This is a genomic window from Enterobacter wuhouensis (assembly GCF_035835995.1).
GTDB lineage: Bacteria > Pseudomonadota > Gammaproteobacteria > Enterobacterales > Enterobacteriaceae > Enterobacter > Enterobacter wuhouensis.
Genome location: NZ_CP142124.1, coordinates 1078191 through 1095431, shown reverse-complemented (window position 1 = coordinate 1095431; position 17241 = coordinate 1078191). Strand labels below are relative to the sequence as shown.

The window sequence follows — 17241 nt, the reverse complement described above, 5'->3', positions numbered from 1 at the left end:
ATGCAAAAGTGACATCGCTGCCAAAATAGATATTCAGGCCTGCGAGCGAAACGTTTTTCTATAAAAAAACAGCCGCATTTTGTTATATAAAAATGCGGCAGCCATAAGAATATATAATGTATATCGCGGCGAATTAGCGTGCTCCCTTCGCCTCGGCAATTTGTCTGCGACGACGCAGGGCAATTGCCAGCTGGATAATATTAAGCAACACCACGACGGCCGTCGCGGCAAATACCCAGCGGAAACCCGCCATAGCGGAAACAGAAGCACCAATAAGCGGACCGGCAACATTGCCTAAATACATAAAGGACTGGTTATACCCAAAAATACGTCCCGTCACCCGATCGCTGGAATACTTCACCAGCAGGGTCTGCACCGCGGGCAGCATTGCCCCATCGGCAAAGCCCAGCAGGAAGCGCAGCACGCCAAGCTGAAGCGGCGTAGTGACGAATGACATGGCGAAAAAGAGGAGTACCGCAAAAATCAGCGTGGCCATCAGGATGCGCGCCGTGCCAATTCTGTCGCCCAGCTTGCCCAGGCGCGGCGCGGAGATCAGCGCCGACACGCCGGGCACCGCTGCAATCATCCCGGCAAGAAACGCTATGTTGTTGCTGTCAGGCGCCATCGACTTAATAAACAGCGCCAGAATCGGGCCGACTGAGCCGTTGCAGAGCTGGATCACCATGGTGGTGACAAACAGGCTGATCATCAGGCCGGGATAGGGCAGCGAGGCAAACACCGCCTTTCCGCTCAGGCGTTCGGATTTACTGACGATTTGCCGGCCCCCTTCTTTGATCAGAAAGAGCGTGACCAGGAAACTGACCACCAGCAGTATTGCCGTGATAAAAAACACCGCGCGCAGGCCGACATGGTCGGCCAGGAAGCCGCCCAGCAGCGGGCCGCCGATCACGCCGCTGATCTGTGCCGTGGAGAGCGTGCTTAAGGCCCAGCCGCTTCGCTCACGCGGCACCTGCGAGGCCACCAGCGCCATCGCGTTAGGGATATACCCGGAGGTTAACCCCATAATGGCGCGGAGGATAAACAGCTGCCAGACGTTGGTGGCAAAGGCCTGCAGCAAAATAGCTATCGCCATTCCCAGCGAAGCCCGCAGCAGCATCAGCTTGCGCCCTTTGCGATCCGCCAGGCTGCCCCACATCGGCGACACGATGGCGGACACCAGAAACGTCACGCTGAACGTCAAGCCGGACCACATTGAGAGTGCTTCATGGGACGTGACGCCCAGCTGCGACACGTACAGCGGCAGGAAGGGTAAAATCTGGCTGATGGCCAGGCCGGTAAAGAAGCAGCCGAACCAGACCGAGATGAGGTTTACTTTCCAGGATTCCATAAACGACACAATCTTCATTTTTAGGCGAATTCGCCTACAGATTAGCAAGTTACGTTCGCTCGCGTAGTGCCTGAGATGCGCCTTCGCTGACTTTGGTGTTTTATCTTCCCAGTCATCATATTTGTGAAACAAGTCACAATTCAACCCGCCACTGGCGGAAGATTATGCTTTTATCGACAGAGCCCGAAGCCGCGCATGCCTAAATGAAAGTGATTGGCATGCGCCGCGTTATAGTCTGGCCCCAGGCCGTTGCCATAATAGCCGCAGCTTGCGGCAAGCAGGGCCTGAAGCCAGGGCTGCGTTTTCGCTGACGTCCAGCCCTTCAGTACCGTCACGCGTTCGCCGCCGGCCAGCCGAAAGGCACTAATGTCCAGCGCCTCGGCGGAGGCGTGTTCGCTTCGTCGCGCATCCGCGCGATGGTAAATATTACGGCAGGCAAAGCTTCCCAGATGATCGATGCGCGTTAGCTCGCGCCCCATCAGGGTTTTGGTCAGCCGCCTGGCCTGCTGGCTAACAAACAGCGCCGAGCTGAGCGCCAGCGGGCAGCTGGCCAGAAAGCTGCTGCTCAGGCTGACGGGCCCAAAGTCGCGAACGCGAACCACGTTAGCGAGCGGGCACGCTCCGGCACTGTCGGCAACGGGCTGCGTGCGAATAAGCTTACGTTGATTGGCCTGAGACAGCAGCGCCCCGCACGCCTCTGGCGTTAAGCGCCGAAGCTTATACTGCGTAATTTTACCGGGCGGATCGTCAAGGGTAAGCGGTGTGAAAGGGTTGTAGTAAGACGGCAGCCAGCGATAACCCACTGTTGCGGCAGCGACAATAACGCAAACGGTCAGTAATTTTTTTCCTTTCACCTTCCCCTCCTGGCACACCAAAACATTATGGCAGAAGGCCGCGAATCCCGCCGGGCATCGTGGTATGTTATTGGCTTTTCGTCAGACTGGAAGAGAGTGAGATGGCAAAGCAGCGCGTAGGGATTGTCTTTGGGGGCAAATCAGCAGAGCACGAGGTTTCATTGCAATCGGCTAAAAATATCGTTGATGCAATTGATAAGAACCGTTTTGACGTCGTGCTGCTGGGCATTGATAAACAAGGCCAGTGGCACGTTAACGATGCCAGCCAGTATCTGTTAAACGCCGACGATCCGGCGCACATCGCCCTCAACCCTTCTGAAACCAGCGTCGCGACGGTGCCGGGCGTGCTTCAGGGTCAGTTTATCGATGCCGGTAGCGCGCGCACGCTTGCTCAGATCGACGTTATCTTCCCTATTGTTCACGGCACGCTGGGCGAGGACGGTTCTCTGCAGGGCATGCTGCGCATGGCTAACCTGCCGTTTGTGGGTTCCGACGTACTGGGATCGGCCGCCTGCATGGACAAAGACGTCACCAAACGCCTGCTGCGCGATGCCGGGCTGAATATTGCGCCGTTTGTCACCCTTACGCGCGCAAATCGTGATAAGCATAGTTTCGCGCAAATCTCGGCCCAGCTGGGCCTGCCGCTGTTCGTGAAACCCGCTAACCAGGGCTCCTCCGTCGGCGTCAGCAAAGTCACCACCGAAGCGCAATTTACCGACGCCGTGCGTCTGGCTTTTGAATTTGACCATAAGGTGGTGGTTGAGCAGGGTATCAAGGGCCGTGAAATTGAGTGCGCCGTATTAGGTAACGATTTTCCGCAGGCAAGCACCTGCGGTGAAGTGGTGTTAAACAGCGATTTCTACTCTTACGACACCAAATACATTGACGATAAAGGCGCGCAGGTTGTCGTACCCGCCGCGCTCGATCATGACGTGAACGATAAGATCCGCGCGATCGCGGTTGAGGCCTATCAGGCGCTCGGGTGCAGCGGCATGGCGCGCGTGGATGTGTTCCTGACGCCGGACAATGAGGTAGTGATCAACGAAATCAACACGCTGCCCGGCTTTACGAATATCAGCATGTATCCAAAACTGTGGCAGGCGAGCGGGATTAGCTACCCTGAGCTTATCACCCGCCTGATCGAGCTGGCGCTTGAGCGCCATGCCGCAGACCGCGCGCTGAAAAGCTCGGTTAACGGTTAATCGACTTTCTCTACACCCTCCGCTGTCGCCTCTTCAGGGCGGCGGCGGATAATAAATCCTGCCAGCCAGAAGCTTATCACCCAGGTCACCAGCCCAACGGCGTAGGTTTGCCAGCCTTTCGCTTCAAAACCCAACAGCCCGACAACGCCGTTAAGAATAAAAATCAGCCCAATAGCAAAGGCATAGTAATGCCAGTCACGGCGTAGTTTAGACGTGAGCTTCATGACAACTCCGGCAGGGAAAAGAGACATCCTCTCACAGTTTTATCGCCAGGTCTGTGGCGCATGCGGAAATTCTGAAACGCGACGCAATTTCACTTAAGTAACAAAATTGTGATGTGCTGCAGAAATCGACAATCCAGGAGTAATCCCTGGAGAAAATTACCACGATTCTGATATTGACAAATGCTATGACCTGTCACACTTCACCTGTAAGACGCGTATGAGCAGAGTGACATTTCGGGAGGTCTTTATGGCTGATTTTACATTGTCGAAACCGATTTTTGGCGGCAAACAACCTAGAACCTCTACGGCGGGTAATATTGCCTATGCCCTGTTTGTCCTGTTCTGCTTCTGGGCCGGTTCCCAGCTCCTTAATATGCTGGTCCATGCGCCGGGCGTTTATGAACACCTGATGCAGGTGCAGGATAGCGGACGCCCCCGCGTAGAGATTGGCTTTGGCGTTAGCACCCTGTTTGGCCTGATCCCGTTCCTTACCGGCTGTACGATCCTGGGCGTTGTCGCGCTAGTACTGCGCTGGCGTCGCCGCCACTAAAGCCCCATACAGCGAGCCCGACGATCGTCCACGCGCTTAGCGAACCACGCCGTGGTCAGGTTACGCGTGATCTTCGGGCTTTCCAGCTGAATTCCCGGCAGGATTGCCCGCGGTAACGCTTTCCCGCTTTTTTGCTCAGCTAACGCAAACACCTTCTTGTACAAATCCGTTTTCTCGAACGCCAGGCTATCACCCTTCTCCAGCTGCCGACGAATATCGCTGTCGCTCATATCAAGCTTTGCCCCAAGCTTACGCACCGCACGCTCGGTGCTCCCCGCCTCGCTGCTGCCGTAGGCAATCAGATCGCCATCCAGCGCCAGCTTCACGCCGCTTGCACGACTGACCGCACTCTGGAAGGCCGCGTTACGGCTTGCGTACCAGCCGGCGTTGAAGTCCGCAAAGCGGTACAGCGGCTCATCATAGTTCGCCGGATAGTTCAGAAGGTGGTAGGTGCCAAACCACAGGCCGCCGCGCAGAGAGAAGACTTCCTGGCGCACGGTGCCGTCGATTTTCCACGGGTAGCCGTCGGTGTGTTTCTCCGCGAAGGCGATGCTAACCTGCATCGGCCCACCGGTGTGAACAGGGTTAAGCGAGCCAAACAGCTTCTGCCCCATCGGCACCATGTCGATGAAATCATCAAAGATGGCGCTGAGCTGTTTCTCCGTTTTTACCGTATCCAGCCGTTCGCTGTAGGTTTTGCCGTTTGGCGAAGGGATCTTCAGCGCGGTGTGGACCAGGAATACCGGGATATGCATCGATTCCGCGCGGCGGTCGATCTCCTTCCAGGCAATCTTATTCAGCCCCGGCACGGCAGGGTCCGACTGGTACATCGACTCCTGCTGCGCGACCGCCAGCACCGAGCAGATATTCTCCTCGGTGGGGGCAATCTTCTGGCTTTCAAAGGTTTTAGCCAGCGCGTCTGCCCACGCGCTGCGATCCTTCACGGTGGAGGGCATTTTTTGCCGCACAACGCTTGCCACATCGACCGGTTTCTCACCTTTCTTGAGCGGCGCAGCGCCTTTTTCAGCACATCCCACCAGCACAAAAGCGGCCAGCAGGGACAACGGTAAGACGCGCGGTACGGCAAAGGACATAGCAACTCCCTGTATTAACTGAATGTATTGGTCACTTCCTGCAGGTCTTTATCGTCCAGCTCACGCTCGAAGCTGCGTAAACGTTTGTAGATAGACATCAGCTCCACCAGCGTCGTCCACGAGCTGATCAGATACTGGAACGAGCCGCGAACCTGACCAAAGACGTTAGTGATCTGCGTCATCAGACCCAGCGTAATGGTACCCGCAACGATAGACGGGAACAGCAGGAACAAACCGAAAACGTTATCCACCTGCAGGTACAGAATACGCGCGATGTTAAAATACATGTAGTGGAAATAGAGGCGGAAATAGTTACGACGCACCGCGCCGAACAGCTCGCGAACGGTTGGCGGCGACGCGCGGTTAGCATCATCTTCCCCGTACACCAGCTCTTTACGATACGCCGCTTCGACGCGCTGATTTTTAAACTCCAGGCCCGGCAGCTTAATCCCGACAACCGCCAGCAGCCCCGTCCCCATCAGCGACCAGACAATCGCGGCAATCACCAGGCCATACGGCAGATGGCCAATAATCGGCAGCTCCGGAACGTGCGCAGAAAGCGTGACCAGCACGGGCAGGAAGGCAATCAGCGTCATAATGGCGTTGATGAAGCTCGTGCCCATATCTTCAAGGGTAGAGGCAAAACGCATGGTGTCTTCCTGCACACGCTGTGCGGCGCCTTCGATATGGCGCAGGTGCTGCCAGTGCGCCATATAATGTTCGTTCATGGCGGTGCGCCAGCGGAACACGTAGTGGCTGACGAAAAAGTTATTCATTACGCCAATCACAACAGCGATAAGGGCGATGCCGAGGAAGACGCCCACTTCCTGATAGAACTGATTAATGGTCACCTTGTGCGGCGCGCTCAGCGCGGTCTGGATCAGATCGTAGAACGGAGCATACCAGGCGTTCACCGCCACCCCGACTTCCACCAGGAACCAGGTGACAAAAATGATCAGCGACGTGCCCAGAATCGACCAGTACTGCCAGCGGTGCGGCGAATAGACAAACCAGAACAGCGCGAACAGCCCCACGCATACCGTGTAGTAGGCGTAAAACAGCAAATAGCTCAGCGACCAGAAACGTGCCGCGCTAATCGGCACGTCGCCCGTAGCGCCCGCGATACGCATTAGCCACGCGCCGCCGCCAGCCTGCCAGAAAATGACGGCAATCAGTGCCCAAATAAATGCCGACAGGAAAAATGGCCCCGGCTTTGGGAAAAAAGACTTAAACATTATGCTTCCTTCTTGTTGTTATGGCTGTTGCTGTGCTCAACACATCACCACACGAAAACCTGCCCCGGACCAGCCTCCCGGACCGGGCAAAAAAGTCAGACCTGAGGGTTTATTATTAGTTCGCTTTCCATTTTTCGAGAATTGTTTCGGTGCGTTACATCGGGCTTCGCGAAAAAGGCCTCTATCATAAGCCCGATGTCACAAAATGGGAGATGGGTCGCAGGTAAATTATTCATATTTACCCATGGTTACGTTTTTCTCGCTATCGTTATGCAATTCGGCCCATTGCGCGGCTCCGATTAGTAGTATAAATACCCCTTACTCACCTTATTGACTTGATGGATGCTTTTCGTTGAAACGTTGTCTGCTCTCTTTCGCCGCGCTGTGTGCGGTGAGCTTCTCCACCGCCCAGGCAGCACAGCCGCTGACGGCCCCGGTTTTGGCCTCTGATATCGCCGATCGCTACGCGAACCTCATCTATTACGGGAGTGGCGCAACGGGAATGGCGATGGTGGTTATCGACGGTAACCAGCGCGTTTTTCGCAGCTTCGGTGAAACGCGTCCGGGAAATAACATTCACCCACAGCTGGATTCGGTGATCCGTATCGCCTCCATTACCAAGCTGATGACCAGCGAACTGCTGGTGAAGCTGCTCGACCAGGGCGTGGTGAAGCTCGACGATCCGCTGAGTAAATATGCACCGCCTGGCGCTCGGGTGCCGACGTACCAGGGGACGCCGATCCGGCTCGTCAACCTCGCAACCCATACCAGCGCCCTTCCGCGCGAACAGCCTGGCGGCGCGGCCCATCGCCCCGTCTTTGTCTGGCCAACCCGGGAACAGCGCTGGAATTACCTGAGCACCGCCACGCTGAAATCCGCGCCGGGCTCGCAGGCCACGTATTCTAATCTGGCGTTTGACCTGCTGGCCGACGCCCTGTCTACGGCCTCCGGCAAGCCGTATACCAGGCTGTTCGAAGAGCAGATCGCCCGCCCGCTGGGTATGAAAGACACCACGTTTACCCCTTCTCCGGATCAGTGCGCCCGCCTGATGGTGGCCGAGAAAGGGGCCAGCCCGTGTAACAACACTCTCGCCGCCGTCGGCAGCGGCGGCGTGTACTCCACGCCCGGCGACATGATGCGCTGGATGCAGCAGTTCCTCTCGTCAGATTTCTACGCGCGCAGCAGCCAGGCCGATCGTATGCAGACGCTGATTTACCAGCGCACCCAGCTGCACCGCGTCATCGGTATGGATGTACCCGGTAAAGCCGATGCGCTTGGCATGGGCTGGGTGTATATGGCACCAAAAGAGGGCCGTCCGGGTATTATTCAGAAAACGGGCGGGGGCGGCGGGTTCATCACCTATATGGCAATGATCCCGCAGTCCAACGTCGGGGCGTTTGTGGTCGTCACCCGCTCGCCGAACACGCGTTTCGTCAATATGAGTGACGGGATTAATAACCTGGTTGCTGAGCTGAGCGCCAACAAAGCGCAGGTGCTCACGGCATCGAATTAGGGTTAATAGTCAGTGGGCAAACGGTTGATGCTGACCAGTTTGCCCCGGCTCATATTGATGTAATTTCCCTGCCGTAGGGCAGCCAGAACCTCCGCGACCACCGAGCGCGAAATACGCGTGCTGCGCTGAATATGATTCATAACACCAATTTTTGACCGTAGCGTATCATCCCATTCGGCCATATTTAGCAGCATCGCCCTTATTTGGCTGTAGGAATTATTTCCAACCAGCTGAATATCGCGCTTCCCCAGAATATGGTTAATCCAGGACAGCCAGCAAAAAGCCTCCTGCCAGAGGGACTTTTGTTGAATAAGCTGCCGCGACATTGAGGCAGGTAAATAAAATCCGCTGCAGGAAGTGTGTGCCGTCATCTGATATTCCTGATGACTGTCATTCATCCAGGCGCTCAGGCCGTAAATATAGGGTGCCTTCGCAATCCCCACGAGGAGCTCATCTGATTTACGATGAATAGCGATAATGCCGGTTTGTATCACAAAGGTATAAGGTTCATCACTATTGCCGGGTGATATGACATTCTGTGGCAAGGTTTTAAATGGCGTACTGGCTGCTTCCAGACACTGTACGAGCCGGCTTAATTCAGAAAGTGGTTTCGCATCGACGTTCATGCAGACCTCAAGTCATCTGTATATGTCGGTTCTTTATTATTTTTTACGTAATATAAGAAAGCGGGGGAATTCCCCCGCTTTTATCTTTTACCAGGTATATTTCACACCCAGATTTGCACCCCAGTTCTGGTCAACGTCGCCGCCGCCGAGATAGGTTGCATCAGTGTAGGCACTGAAGTTTTTCGTGAAGCTGAACTGCGTGCCCAGACCCACGCGAACCGCAGAGCCTTCAACGCCGTTATCAATGCTGTCACCGTTAATGTCGGCGCTGTTATCAGCATCGTCATACACGTAGGCCAGCTTGAAGTAAGGCGTCAACGCCTGATCGCCGCCGTAGTTGAAGGTATAACCCGCATCCACGCCCAGCTCGTAGCGCAGGCTGTCGTAAGACTGCCCATCGATACGCATGTCGTTACTCAGACGGTAGTCATCCCCGGACTGGAACAGACCGGACACCGCCGCATAAGGAGTGACGTAGCCAGACAGGTTTGGTTTCCAGTCGTAGCCCAGCTTCATGCCAAAGCCCACTGCGTCGGTTGTGGTGTTGCCATCCACATACTGACTGTTGCTCATGTTTGCAGAGAGATCGCTGTTGAAGCGGGTATAGCTCAGGGAACTGTCGAGGAAGACATCGTTCGCAAACGCCGCAGAGGCGTAGATCATTGCGGTCTGGCTATCCTGATCGACCTGACCGGTGCGATCGCTGATATCACCCTTCGCGAAGCCTGCCGCACCGCCGACAACCCACTTAGCATTGTTGCCGTCAATACGGGTATCGACACCGACCATGATGCCGCTCACGTCCTGATCGTAACTCACGTCGCCATTATCGGCGTCGAAGTTACCGCCGAAGTAGCTTACCCACGCCCCGCCGTTATCCGCCAGGCCATGACGGCTGTTGGTCAGACGCGTGCCAACGGTATCCTGCTGCAGGTTCCAGATGTTGGTATTGGCAGAAGGAATGCTCAGCGCCATGTTGGCAGAGTCGGTCAGCTCTTTCTGCTGCAGAACAACGGTGTCACCCTTCTGCTGCGCCTGATAGGTATATGCCCCTAAATCAGCTTTGTTCGCGGCGGTAAAGCTGGCAGCGGTATCCGCGTTGTTATCATAAACGCGGATAATCTCTTTGTTTTTGTAATCAGCAACGGAGCCGGCACCGGTCGCATCGTCGATAAGCACCTTGTAGTTGCCCGCAACGTCACCGTTTACCGACAGATGACCGTCAGAGTTCAGAGCAACAACGCCGTAATCGTAATCGGCCTTGCTCTTGTCATTGGTGATATACCGCGCGTTGTTCAGATCGCTGTTCAGCACGTAATCGCGGCTGGCAACGTTCAGGACGCCGCCGTCGGTCAGGACCATGCTGTGGGTATCGACCTGGCCCAGACCCAGCGCCAGCTCGGCACCGTTGTCCACGGTAATGGTATTCGCATACAGCTCGGCTGTTTCTTCGGTCAGCGCCGCACGGCTATCGCTGTCGAGATACAGGCTGTCTGTTGCGACCGCGCCACTGTCGCCAATATTCAGCGATGACGCATTGGTCAGGGTAATGGAGTCCGCCAGCAGGCCCGAGTTTTCAACGTTCACCTGGGACTGATTATTCACCGTCAGGGTGTCGATGTTAGATACTTTGCGGGTATCCCACTCGGAGCCATTGTTCAGGGCAACATTGAACAGGCCGCTCTGATAGACCTCTTCACCCGCCACGTGGCCGTTGGTGTCGAAAGTGGAGTCAGGCCAGATGCTGTTTGGCGACAAGGTTCTCCAGTCAACGTCGCTGTAGCCCTCACCGTACATCTGCGCGGTGCTGATGGCCTCAACGCTGGACTGTGCCGCGCCTACCCACTTGCTGCCGTTGGTCAGGGTGACGTCCAGCTTATCCGTATCATCCCAGCCGTTGGTGGTTGGGTTGTATACGCCGTCGTCGGTGGTATCCGTTGCCGGATCGCCATTGACGTAGAAGTTGTTATCGAAGGTACTGGAGAAGAGGATATCGCCGGTCACGGTGGAGTGATCGAACGTGGCGGTCGTCTGCATTGCGTTATCAGACGCGCCGGCAGCCACGATCAGCGCCGCGTCATCCGCCGCGGTGGCATTGGTTTCGCCGTAATCGCTCGGCTTCGCCGTTTGACCGTAGAAGCCGCTGGTGCCCAGATCGCTGTATGCGCCGGAGGTCAGCACGGAGTCTTTCACCACCAGCGTGTCGGTAAAGACGTTGGTATTGTTAGCAACGCCCTCAACACCGTCGTACGGAGTATTATCCAGCTCCTGATAACCCTGCGTCAGCGTAATACCCGCCACGTGGGAGTTATTCTGGATAACAATATCAGACTCCACATCCAGCGTAATCGCGTTACCCAGAGCATAGGTATCCTGATAATGGGTTTCGGTGGTGTCGCCATTCACAACGTCATAAGCATAATGCTCATAGGCGTCGTTAATGGTGCTGTTATCGACCGTCAGACTAAAACGATCGTACTGAGAATGCGTGGTGCCATCCGTATCCACGCCATCGGAGCAGGTCGACGTCATGCATTTTGACGTAATCATGCCGTTAACGGTGCTGTTGGAAATCGTCAGCGCATTTGCCCGGCCATTGACGCCGTCATCCAGATAGTACGTTGAAATAACGCCGTTTACCGTTGATTTATTGATCACCGGGTAAATATCACCATCGTGGGTGGCATCTGAGTAATCCCAGTCTGCGTAGCCATAATACCAGGGGGCCGTCGCGGTATTATCATATCCAAATGTATTATACGTGGTGCCGGAAATATCCTTCGCATTGGCCTGAGAAGCGATAGCCAGGGTGCAGGCTAATGCAAGTTGAGATACAACCAGTTTCTTTTTCCATGTTTGCATTGGGTCATCCCTCCTCAGGGACGTAAGCAAGTTTGTCCATCAAATAATGTTGCAACGTTTAATTGCGGAAGGAATTATGCATTTTCAATTCGAAAAGGTTCAATGAATGATTCCATTAAGTCCGTATCCAGACAAATAATACCGAAAAAACCAAGAAACATTAGCCACCCAATACAAATATTATAAAAACAGAAACTTAAAATTCTCTACCATCATCACGATAAATATAATAGAAATAAATAGATCATTTTAATCTATATATTCCATGCAATCTAAAAACCCCACCAATATTACTGCCGGGTATAAATTTAAATCTCGCCACAGTATATAAGGGTTTAAAAAGAGATAACCTGGGATATTGCACAAACTCAAAATGCCCACTTTAGTAAAACACCCTGCCGTGCTTTCAGGTACACTAGCCCTCTTTGTTCCACAAACGTCAGGCATACCATGACCGATTTAATTGCACGTCCCCGTCGCCTGCGCAAGTCACCTGCACTGCGCGCTATGTTTGAAGAGACAACACTGACCTTAAACGATCTGGTGTTGCCGATTTTTGTTGAAGAAGAGATCGATGACTACAAAGCCATTGATGCCATGCCGGGCGTGATGCGCATCCCGGAAAAGCATCTGGCGCGTGAGATCGAACGCATTGCCAACGCGGGCATCCGCTCGGTGATGACCTTCGGGATCTCCCACCACACCGATGCCACCGGCAGCGATGCGTGGAAAGAAGACGGCCTGGTTGCCCGCATGTCGCGCATCTGTAAAGAGACCGTGCCGGAGATGATCGTCATGTCCGACACCTGTTTCTGCGAATACACCTCTCACGGCCACTGCGGCGTGCTGTGCGATCGCGGCGTGGATAACGACGCCACCCTGTTAAACCTCGGCAAGCAGGCCGTTGTTGCCGCTGCTGCAGGTGCGGATTTCATCGCGCCGTCTGCCGCAATGGACGGGCAGGTTCAGGCGATTCGTCAGGCGCTGGACGCGGCGGGCTTTACCGATACCGCCATCATGTCCTACTCCACCAAATTCGCCTCCTCCTTCTACGGCCCGTTCCGTGAAGCCGCAGGCACGGCGCTGAAAGGCGACCGTAAAACCTATCAGATGAACCCGCTGAACCGTCGCGAAGCCATTCGTGAGTCTCTGCTGGATGAAGCCCAGGGCGCAGACTGCCTGATGGTGAAACCGGCTGGCGCGTATCTCGACATCCTGCGCGACATCCGCGAGCGTACCGAGCTGCCGCTGGGCGCGTATCAGGTGAGCGGTGAGTACGCGATGATCAAATTCGCCGCGCAGGCGGGTGCGATTGACGAAGAGAAAGTGATCCTTGAAAGCCTGGGGGCGATCAAACGCGCGGGCGCGGATCTGATCTTCAGCTACTTCGCGCTGGATCTGGCCGAGAAAAAAATCCTCCGCTAATCTTCACCAAACTGCAATACAACCGACATCTGCTCCTTCTACTGTCTTCGCAAGACGGCAGGAGGAGTAACCATGTTTAGTCTCGACAGCGTTCTCGACGATCTTTGGCCCCAGGCGAGGCCCGCCCCTTGGCAAAAAAATCTGTTAAAAAGACTGTTCTACGAAGAAGAATTCCAGCAGTTTGCCGCAACCCACCGCCACCTGAAGGGGCTGGATATGGTGGAGAACGTTCTGGAACACCTCGATATTCTCTGCACCGTTTCAACCCGCGATCTCGAACACATCCCCGAACATGGCCCGCTGGTCATTATTGCCAACCATCCCACCGGAACCCTTGACGGGCTGGCGCTGATGTACGCCGTATCGCGCGTGCGCCGCGATATCAAAGTCGTCACTAACCGCATGTTGACCCACCTCGAACCACTCAGCTCGCTGTTTATTCCGGTGGACAACATGGGCGGCAGGACCGCCAAAGCGTCGCTGGTGCAGATGGAGCAGCATCTGCAAAGCGCGGGCGTGCTGATCTTCTTCCCGGCGGGAGAAGTGTCGCGCCCGACGCGCCAAGGGATACGCGATAAAAAATGGCATTCGGGCTTTATCAAACTCGCCGGCAAGCTGCGCGTGCCGCTGCTGCCGGTGCATATTCAGGCGCGCAACAGCCTGCTCTTTTACGCCAGCACGCTGGTGTCGCCTACGCTGCCCCTGCTGCTGCTCATGCAGCAGATGTTCCGCCGCCGCCATAGCCAGCTGCCGATTAAAATCGGCCAGCAAATTGCCTGGAACAGCTGGTTTAGCGCCACGCTTTCGTCGCGCGAGATGGCCGAACGGTGCCGTCAGCACGTGATACGTCTTGGCAAGGGATTGCCCGGCGTCTTCAAAACCCAGTGCGCCATCGCCCGCCCGGAAGATCGCGCCACGCTGAAGCGCGAGCTGGCGCAGGCGGAATGCCTGGGCAAAACCGGCGACGGCAAAGCCATCTACCTGTGGCAACGCAACGGGCAGGAAGAGGCTCCCGTGCTGCGAGAGCTGGGGCGCCTGCGTGAGATTGCGTTTCGCGCCGTGGAGGAAGGCAGCGGCAAGCGCCGGGACACCGACCGCTATGATGATGACTATCTGCACCTGATCCTCTGGGATGACGACGATCTGGAGATCGTCGGCGCGTATCGCTTTATGCCGACCGCCCGGCAGGTGGAAAAGCGTGGCGTCGAGGGGCTGTACAGCTACAGCCTGTTCCGTTACGACGACAAAATGCAGGACGTGCTTGAGCACGGCATTGAGCTGGGGCGCAGCTTTATTCAGCCGCGCTACTGGGGGCGTCGCGGTCTGGACTATTTATGGTCCGGCATTGGGGCTTACCTGGCGCGTTATCCGCACTATCGCTACCTGTTTGGGCCGGTCTCCATTTCCGGCGGCTTACCGCCTGCCGCGCGGGATCTGCTGGTGGCATTTTACCGCCTGTGGTTTCCGGCGACGCATCCGTTAGCCGCGTCGCGCCAGCCGTATCCCGCATCGCTGCCGGACGTGCTGGCGCAGTTTGGCGGCGTGGATTACGTCGACGATCTGACGAAGCTGAAGTTCCTGCTCGGCAATCTGGGCTGCGGCATTCCGCCTCTCTACAAGCAGTATTCCGAACTGTGCGAGCCCGGCGGGGTGCAGTTTATCGATTTCGGCAGCGACCCGGCGTTTAACAACTGCGTCGACGGGCTGGTGCTGGTGGATTTGTGTTACCTGAAGGCGAACCGCTACCAGCGGTATATTGAGGCGCATTTAAGACCCTCACCCCAGCCCTCTCCCTAACAGGGAGAGGGTGAAAACCGCACCGGGCAGTCCCCTCGCCCCTTTGGGGAGAGGGTTAGGGTGAGGGGATCAAGGCGCACGATAGAACGGCTTATCCCCCAGAATCGTCGCCCGCTGCATAATCCTTCGCTGCGGCAGATAGTCCGCATTGGCATAGTGCTGCGTCACGCGGTTATCCCAAATCGCCAGGTCGTTCTCCTGCCAGCGCCAGCGCACCTGAAACTCCGGCTTGGTGATATGCGCGAACAGGAAGCCCAGCAGCGCCTCGCTCTCTTTCTCGGACACGTCCACAATGCGCGTGGTGAACCCTTCGTTCACAAACAGCGCCTGCTTGCCCGTGACCGGATGGGTGCGCACCACCGGGTGCAGGAGCGGAGGATGTTTCGCCACAGCTTCCTGCCAGCGCTGATGTTCCTCTTCATTCTTGCGGTACTTGTATTCCTGGAATGATTTTTTGAAGTCGTGCTCCGCCCGCAGCCCGCTCAGCAGCGTCCGGAACGGCGCGGAGAGCGCCTCAAAGGCCGCAATGCCGCTGGCCCACAGCGTGTCCCCGCCGGTTTCCGGCAGCAGCTTCGCCGCCAGAATCGCCCCGGCGGGCGGCGTCTCGATAAAGGTTACGTCGGTGTGCCAGTTGTCGTTATCCGGCGGGTTATCGTTGTGGGTGTCCAGAACGATGATCTCCTCCACCCCTTCCGCATGCGGATAGACGGGGTGGATATGCAGATCGCCAAAGCGCAGGGCCAGCGCGCGCTGCTGCTGCGGGGTGATTGCCTGCTCGCGCAGGAACACCACCTGATGGCGCAGCACCGCGTGGTACAGCTGCTCGAACTGGTTATCGCTCAGCGGACGGGTCACATCCAGGCCCGACACCTGCGCGCCAATGTACGGCCCCAGCGGGGTAATGGTCAGACGTTCACTCATTGTATTTCTCCATGCCAGGGCGTCAGGCGGCGCTGTAGCGCGCGCAGCCCCAGTTCTAATCCAAAGGCGATCGCGGCGATCACCGCGATCCCTGCCAGCACCACGTCAGTCGCCAGGAACTCCCCCGCCGACTGCACCATAAACCCAAGGCCGCGCGTGGCCGCAATCAGCTCCGCCGCCACCAGCGTGGACCAGCCCACGCCGAGGCCGATGCGCAGCCCGGTTAAAATTTCCGGCAGCGCGCCGGGTAAAATCACGAACAGCAGCACCTGCGTGCGGCTGGCGCCCAGCGACTGCGCCGCACGAATGCGTACCTGCTGGGCGCTCTTCACGCCCGCCAGCGCCGACATGGCCACCGGGGCAAAAATCGCCAGATAAATCAGCAGGATTTTGGAGGTCTCGCCGATGCCGAACCAGATCACCATCAGCGGCAGATAGGCCAGCGGCGGCACCGGGCGGTACAGCTCAATCAGCGGGTCGAGAATGCCGCGCACCGTCGGGCTTAAGCCCATCGCGATGCCGACCGGAACACCGATCACCACCGCTGCCAGCAGCGCCACCAGAATGCGCGCCAGGCTTGCACCTAAGTGCTGCCAGAGCGTGGCATCCATAAAGCCCTGCGGCCCGGCAATGGTAATGAGTTTGGCCAGCACCTGTCCCGGCGGCGGCAGAAACAGCGGGCTGACCCACTGCTGGGCAGCAACCGCCCACCACACAGCCAGCAGCACCAGCAGCGTACCAACGCTCAACGTGATTTGGCGCGAGAAAGGCCAGCGCAGCGCCAGACGCGTGCGGCGCGTTTTTTCACTGAAGACGATGCTCATGAGAAGGCCTCCCGTTGTTCAAACACGCGGCTTAAGACGTATTCACGCTGTTCGATAAACAGCGGATCGGATTTGATGCTGCGCACCGGCTCCCCCGCCACGTAGCGACGGGCAAATTCGAGCGGCAGCCGTTCAAGCACGCGGCCCGGCCCCGGCGACAGCAGCACCAGCTCGGTTGCCATAAACACTGCCTCTTCGATGTCGTGCGTAATCAGCAGCACCTGCTTGCCCGTTTCATGCCACAGGCGCAGCAGCAGGGTTTGCATCTGCTCGCGGGTGAAGGCATCCAGCGCCCCGAACGGCTCGTCCAGCAGCAACAGCTGCGGATTGGCTGCCAGCGCGCGGGCGATCCCGACGCGCTGGCGCTGTCCGCCGGAAAGCTGCCAGATAAAGCGCTTTTCCGCCCCTTCCAGCCCGACCTTTTTCAGCATCTCCCGCGCCGTCGCCAGCCGCTGCTCACGGCCAACGCCGGCGAGCTGCAGGCCAAACGCCACGTTTTCCTGCACGTTTCGCCACGGCAGCAGCCCTTCGTTCTGAAAGACCACGCCGCGCTCGGCGCCGGGGCCTTCCACCTTTTTGCCTTCCAGTTGAATAGCGCCATGCTGATAAGGGACAAACCCGGCGATCAGATTCAGCAGCGTGGTTTTTCCGCACCCTGACGGGCCCAGCACGACCAGCAGCTCGCCGCTGTCCAGCGTCAGGTTAATGTCCTCCAGCGCGGGCTTACCACCGTAATCGGCGTACAGGTTCGTAATATTCAGCATGG

The 17241-nt window shown here is 56.8% G+C and carries 15 protein-coding genes; 5 read left to right on the top strand and 10 right to left on the bottom strand.

Annotated features, from left to right (window positions below; translation table 11 throughout):
- Positions 1-133: 133 nt before the first annotated feature.
- Together VPX56_RS05220 and VPX56_RS05215 are read right to left on the bottom strand one after the other, a co-directional pair.
- On the bottom strand, positions 134-1348 hold the full coding sequence (locus VPX56_RS05220; RefSeq protein WP_326470313.1) for a multidrug efflux MFS transporter: 1215 nt from the start codon (positions 1346-1348) through the stop codon (positions 134-136).
- Between the two features lie 170 nt (positions 1349-1518).
- Positions 1519-2202 carry an extensin-like domain-containing protein gene (locus VPX56_RS05215; RefSeq protein ID WP_326470311.1) on the bottom strand — a complete coding sequence of 228 codons (684 nt, stop codon included), beginning with the start codon at positions 2200-2202 and terminating at the stop codon, positions 1519-1521.
- Between the two features lie 101 nt (positions 2203-2303).
- Here VPX56_RS05215 and ddlA point away from each other — a divergent pair, with 101 nt between their 5' ends.
- A complete protein-coding gene (gene ddlA / locus VPX56_RS05210) occupies positions 2304-3404 on the top strand; it encodes a D-alanine--D-alanine ligase (RefSeq protein ID WP_326470309.1) in 1101 nt (366 codons plus the stop codon).
- Here ddlA and VPX56_RS05205 read toward each other — a convergent pair.
- Positions 3401-3628 (bottom strand): DUF2754 domain-containing protein, encoded by a 228-nt coding sequence (locus VPX56_RS05205; RefSeq protein ID WP_326470307.1) that lies wholly within the window; start codon positions 3626-3628, stop codon positions 3401-3403. The two genes, ddlA and VPX56_RS05205, sit on opposite strands and share 4 nt — an antisense overlap.
- Before the next feature lie 247 nt (positions 3629-3875).
- Here VPX56_RS05205 and VPX56_RS05200 point away from each other — a divergent pair, with 247 nt between their 5' ends.
- Positions 3876-4178: a YaiY family protein gene (locus tag VPX56_RS05200; RefSeq protein WP_131633316.1), complete on the top strand. Its 303-nt coding sequence runs from the start codon at positions 3876-3878 to the stop codon at positions 4176-4178.
- On the opposite strand, the gene VPX56_RS05195 is transcribed toward VPX56_RS05200, so the two are convergent.
- Together VPX56_RS05195 and sbmA are read right to left on the bottom strand one after the other, a co-directional pair.
- Complete coding sequence (locus tag VPX56_RS05195; RefSeq protein ID WP_326470305.1) at positions 4175-5272, bottom strand: DUF1615 domain-containing protein; 1098 nt, start codon at positions 5270-5272, stop codon at positions 4175-4177. The two genes, VPX56_RS05200 and VPX56_RS05195, sit on opposite strands and share 4 nt — an antisense overlap.
- Before the next feature lie 14 nt (positions 5273-5286).
- Positions 5287-6507: a peptide antibiotic transporter SbmA gene (sbmA, locus tag VPX56_RS05190; RefSeq protein WP_131633318.1), complete on the bottom strand. Its 1221-nt coding sequence runs from the start codon at positions 6505-6507 to the stop codon at positions 5287-5289.
- A gap of 352 nt (positions 6508-6859) precedes the next feature.
- On the opposite strand from sbmA, the gene ampH reads away from it, so the two are divergent.
- Positions 6860-8020 carry a D-alanyl-D-alanine-carboxypeptidase/endopeptidase AmpH gene (gene ampH / locus VPX56_RS05185; RefSeq protein ID WP_326470303.1) on the top strand — a complete coding sequence of 387 codons (1161 nt, stop codon included), beginning with the start codon at positions 6860-6862 and terminating at the stop codon, positions 8018-8020.
- Between the two features lie 2 nt (positions 8021-8022).
- On the opposite strand, the gene VPX56_RS05180 is transcribed toward ampH, so the two are convergent.
- Both VPX56_RS05180 and VPX56_RS05175 read right to left on the bottom strand, forming a co-directional pair.
- On the bottom strand, positions 8023-8646 hold the full coding sequence (locus VPX56_RS05180; RefSeq protein WP_131633320.1) for a helix-turn-helix domain-containing protein: 624 nt from the start codon (positions 8644-8646) through the stop codon (positions 8023-8025).
- 87 nt (positions 8647-8733) lie between these two features.
- The gene (locus tag VPX56_RS05175; RefSeq protein ID WP_326470301.1) at positions 8734-11508 is read right to left on the bottom strand and encodes an autotransporter outer membrane beta-barrel domain-containing protein; all 2775 of its coding nucleotides are present in this window, start codon (positions 11506-11508) and stop codon (positions 8734-8736) included.
- 450 nt (positions 11509-11958) lie between these two features.
- Here VPX56_RS05175 and hemB point away from each other — a divergent pair, with 450 nt between their 5' ends.
- On the top strand, positions 11959-12933 hold the full coding sequence (gene hemB / locus VPX56_RS05170; RefSeq protein WP_131633322.1) for a porphobilinogen synthase: 975 nt from the start codon (positions 11959-11961) through the stop codon (positions 12931-12933).
- Between the two features lie 72 nt (positions 12934-13005).
- On the top strand, positions 13006-14730 hold the full coding sequence (locus VPX56_RS05165; protein ID WP_326470298.1) for a bifunctional ornithine lipid synthase OlsF: 1725 nt from the start codon (positions 13006-13008) through the stop codon (positions 14728-14730).
- A gap of 69 nt (positions 14731-14799) precedes the next feature.
- Here the strand turns inward: VPX56_RS05165 and tauD are convergent, their stop codons facing one another.
- Genes tauD through tauB form a run of 3 tightly spaced genes read right to left on the bottom strand, consistent with a single transcriptional unit; the run spans position 14800 to position 17239 of the window.
- The gene (tauD, locus tag VPX56_RS05160; protein ID WP_326470296.1) at positions 14800-15651 is read right to left on the bottom strand and encodes a taurine dioxygenase; all 852 of its coding nucleotides are present in this window, start codon (positions 15649-15651) and stop codon (positions 14800-14802) included.
- Positions 15648-16475: a taurine ABC transporter permease TauC gene (gene tauC / locus VPX56_RS05155; protein ID WP_326470294.1), complete on the bottom strand. Its 828-nt coding sequence runs from the start codon at positions 16473-16475 to the stop codon at positions 15648-15650. The genes tauD and tauC overlap by 4 nt, the downstream gene beginning before the upstream one ends.
- Positions 16472-17239, bottom strand: a complete 768-nt coding sequence (gene tauB, locus VPX56_RS05150) for a taurine ABC transporter ATP-binding subunit (RefSeq protein ID WP_131633326.1) — start codon at positions 17237-17239, stop codon at positions 16472-16474. Before tauB ends, tauC begins: the two co-directional genes overlap by 4 nt.
- Positions 17240-17241: the final 2 nt, after the last annotated feature.

Excerpts from the sequence above, each read along its gene's own strand:
- tauD (WP_326470296.1), bottom strand. The coding sequence starts at position 15,651 with ATGAGTGAACGTCTGACCATTACCCCGCTGGGGCCGTACATTGGCGCG.
- ddlA (WP_326470309.1), top strand. The coding sequence starts at position 2,304 with ATGGCAAAGCAGCGCGTAGGGATTGTCTTTGGGGGCAAATCAGCAGAG.
- VPX56_RS05195 (WP_326470305.1), bottom strand. The coding sequence starts at position 5,272 with ATGTCCTTTGCCGTACCGCGCGTCTTACCGTTGTCCCTGCTGGCCGCT.
- VPX56_RS05205 (WP_326470307.1), bottom strand. The coding sequence starts at position 3,628 with ATGAAGCTCACGTCTAAACTACGCCGTGACTGGCATTACTATGCCTTT.
- tauB (WP_131633326.1), bottom strand. The coding sequence starts at position 17,239 with ATGCTGAATATTACGAACCTGTACGCCGATTACGGTGGTAAGCCCGCG.
- VPX56_RS05220 (WP_326470313.1), bottom strand. The coding sequence starts at position 1,348 with ATGGAATCCTGGAAAGTAAACCTCATCTCGGTCTGGTTCGGCTGCTTC.
- sbmA (WP_131633318.1), bottom strand. The coding sequence starts at position 6,507 with ATGTTTAAGTCTTTTTTCCCAAAGCCGGGGCCATTTTTCCTGTCGGCA.
- tauC (WP_326470294.1), bottom strand. The coding sequence starts at position 16,475 with ATGAGCATCGTCTTCAGTGAAAAAACGCGCCGCACGCGTCTGGCGCTG.
- VPX56_RS05175 (WP_326470301.1), bottom strand. The coding sequence starts at position 11,508 with ATGCAAACATGGAAAAAGAAACTGGTTGTATCTCAACTTGCATTAGCC.
- VPX56_RS05180 (WP_131633320.1), bottom strand. The coding sequence starts at position 8,646 with ATGAACGTCGATGCGAAACCACTTTCTGAATTAAGCCGGCTCGTACAG.
- VPX56_RS05165 (WP_326470298.1), top strand. The coding sequence starts at position 13,006 with ATGTTTAGTCTCGACAGCGTTCTCGACGATCTTTGGCCCCAGGCGAGG.
- VPX56_RS05200 (WP_131633316.1), top strand. The coding sequence starts at position 3,876 with ATGGCTGATTTTACATTGTCGAAACCGATTTTTGGCGGCAAACAACCT.
- hemB (WP_131633322.1), top strand. The coding sequence starts at position 11,959 with ATGACCGATTTAATTGCACGTCCCCGTCGCCTGCGCAAGTCACCTGCA.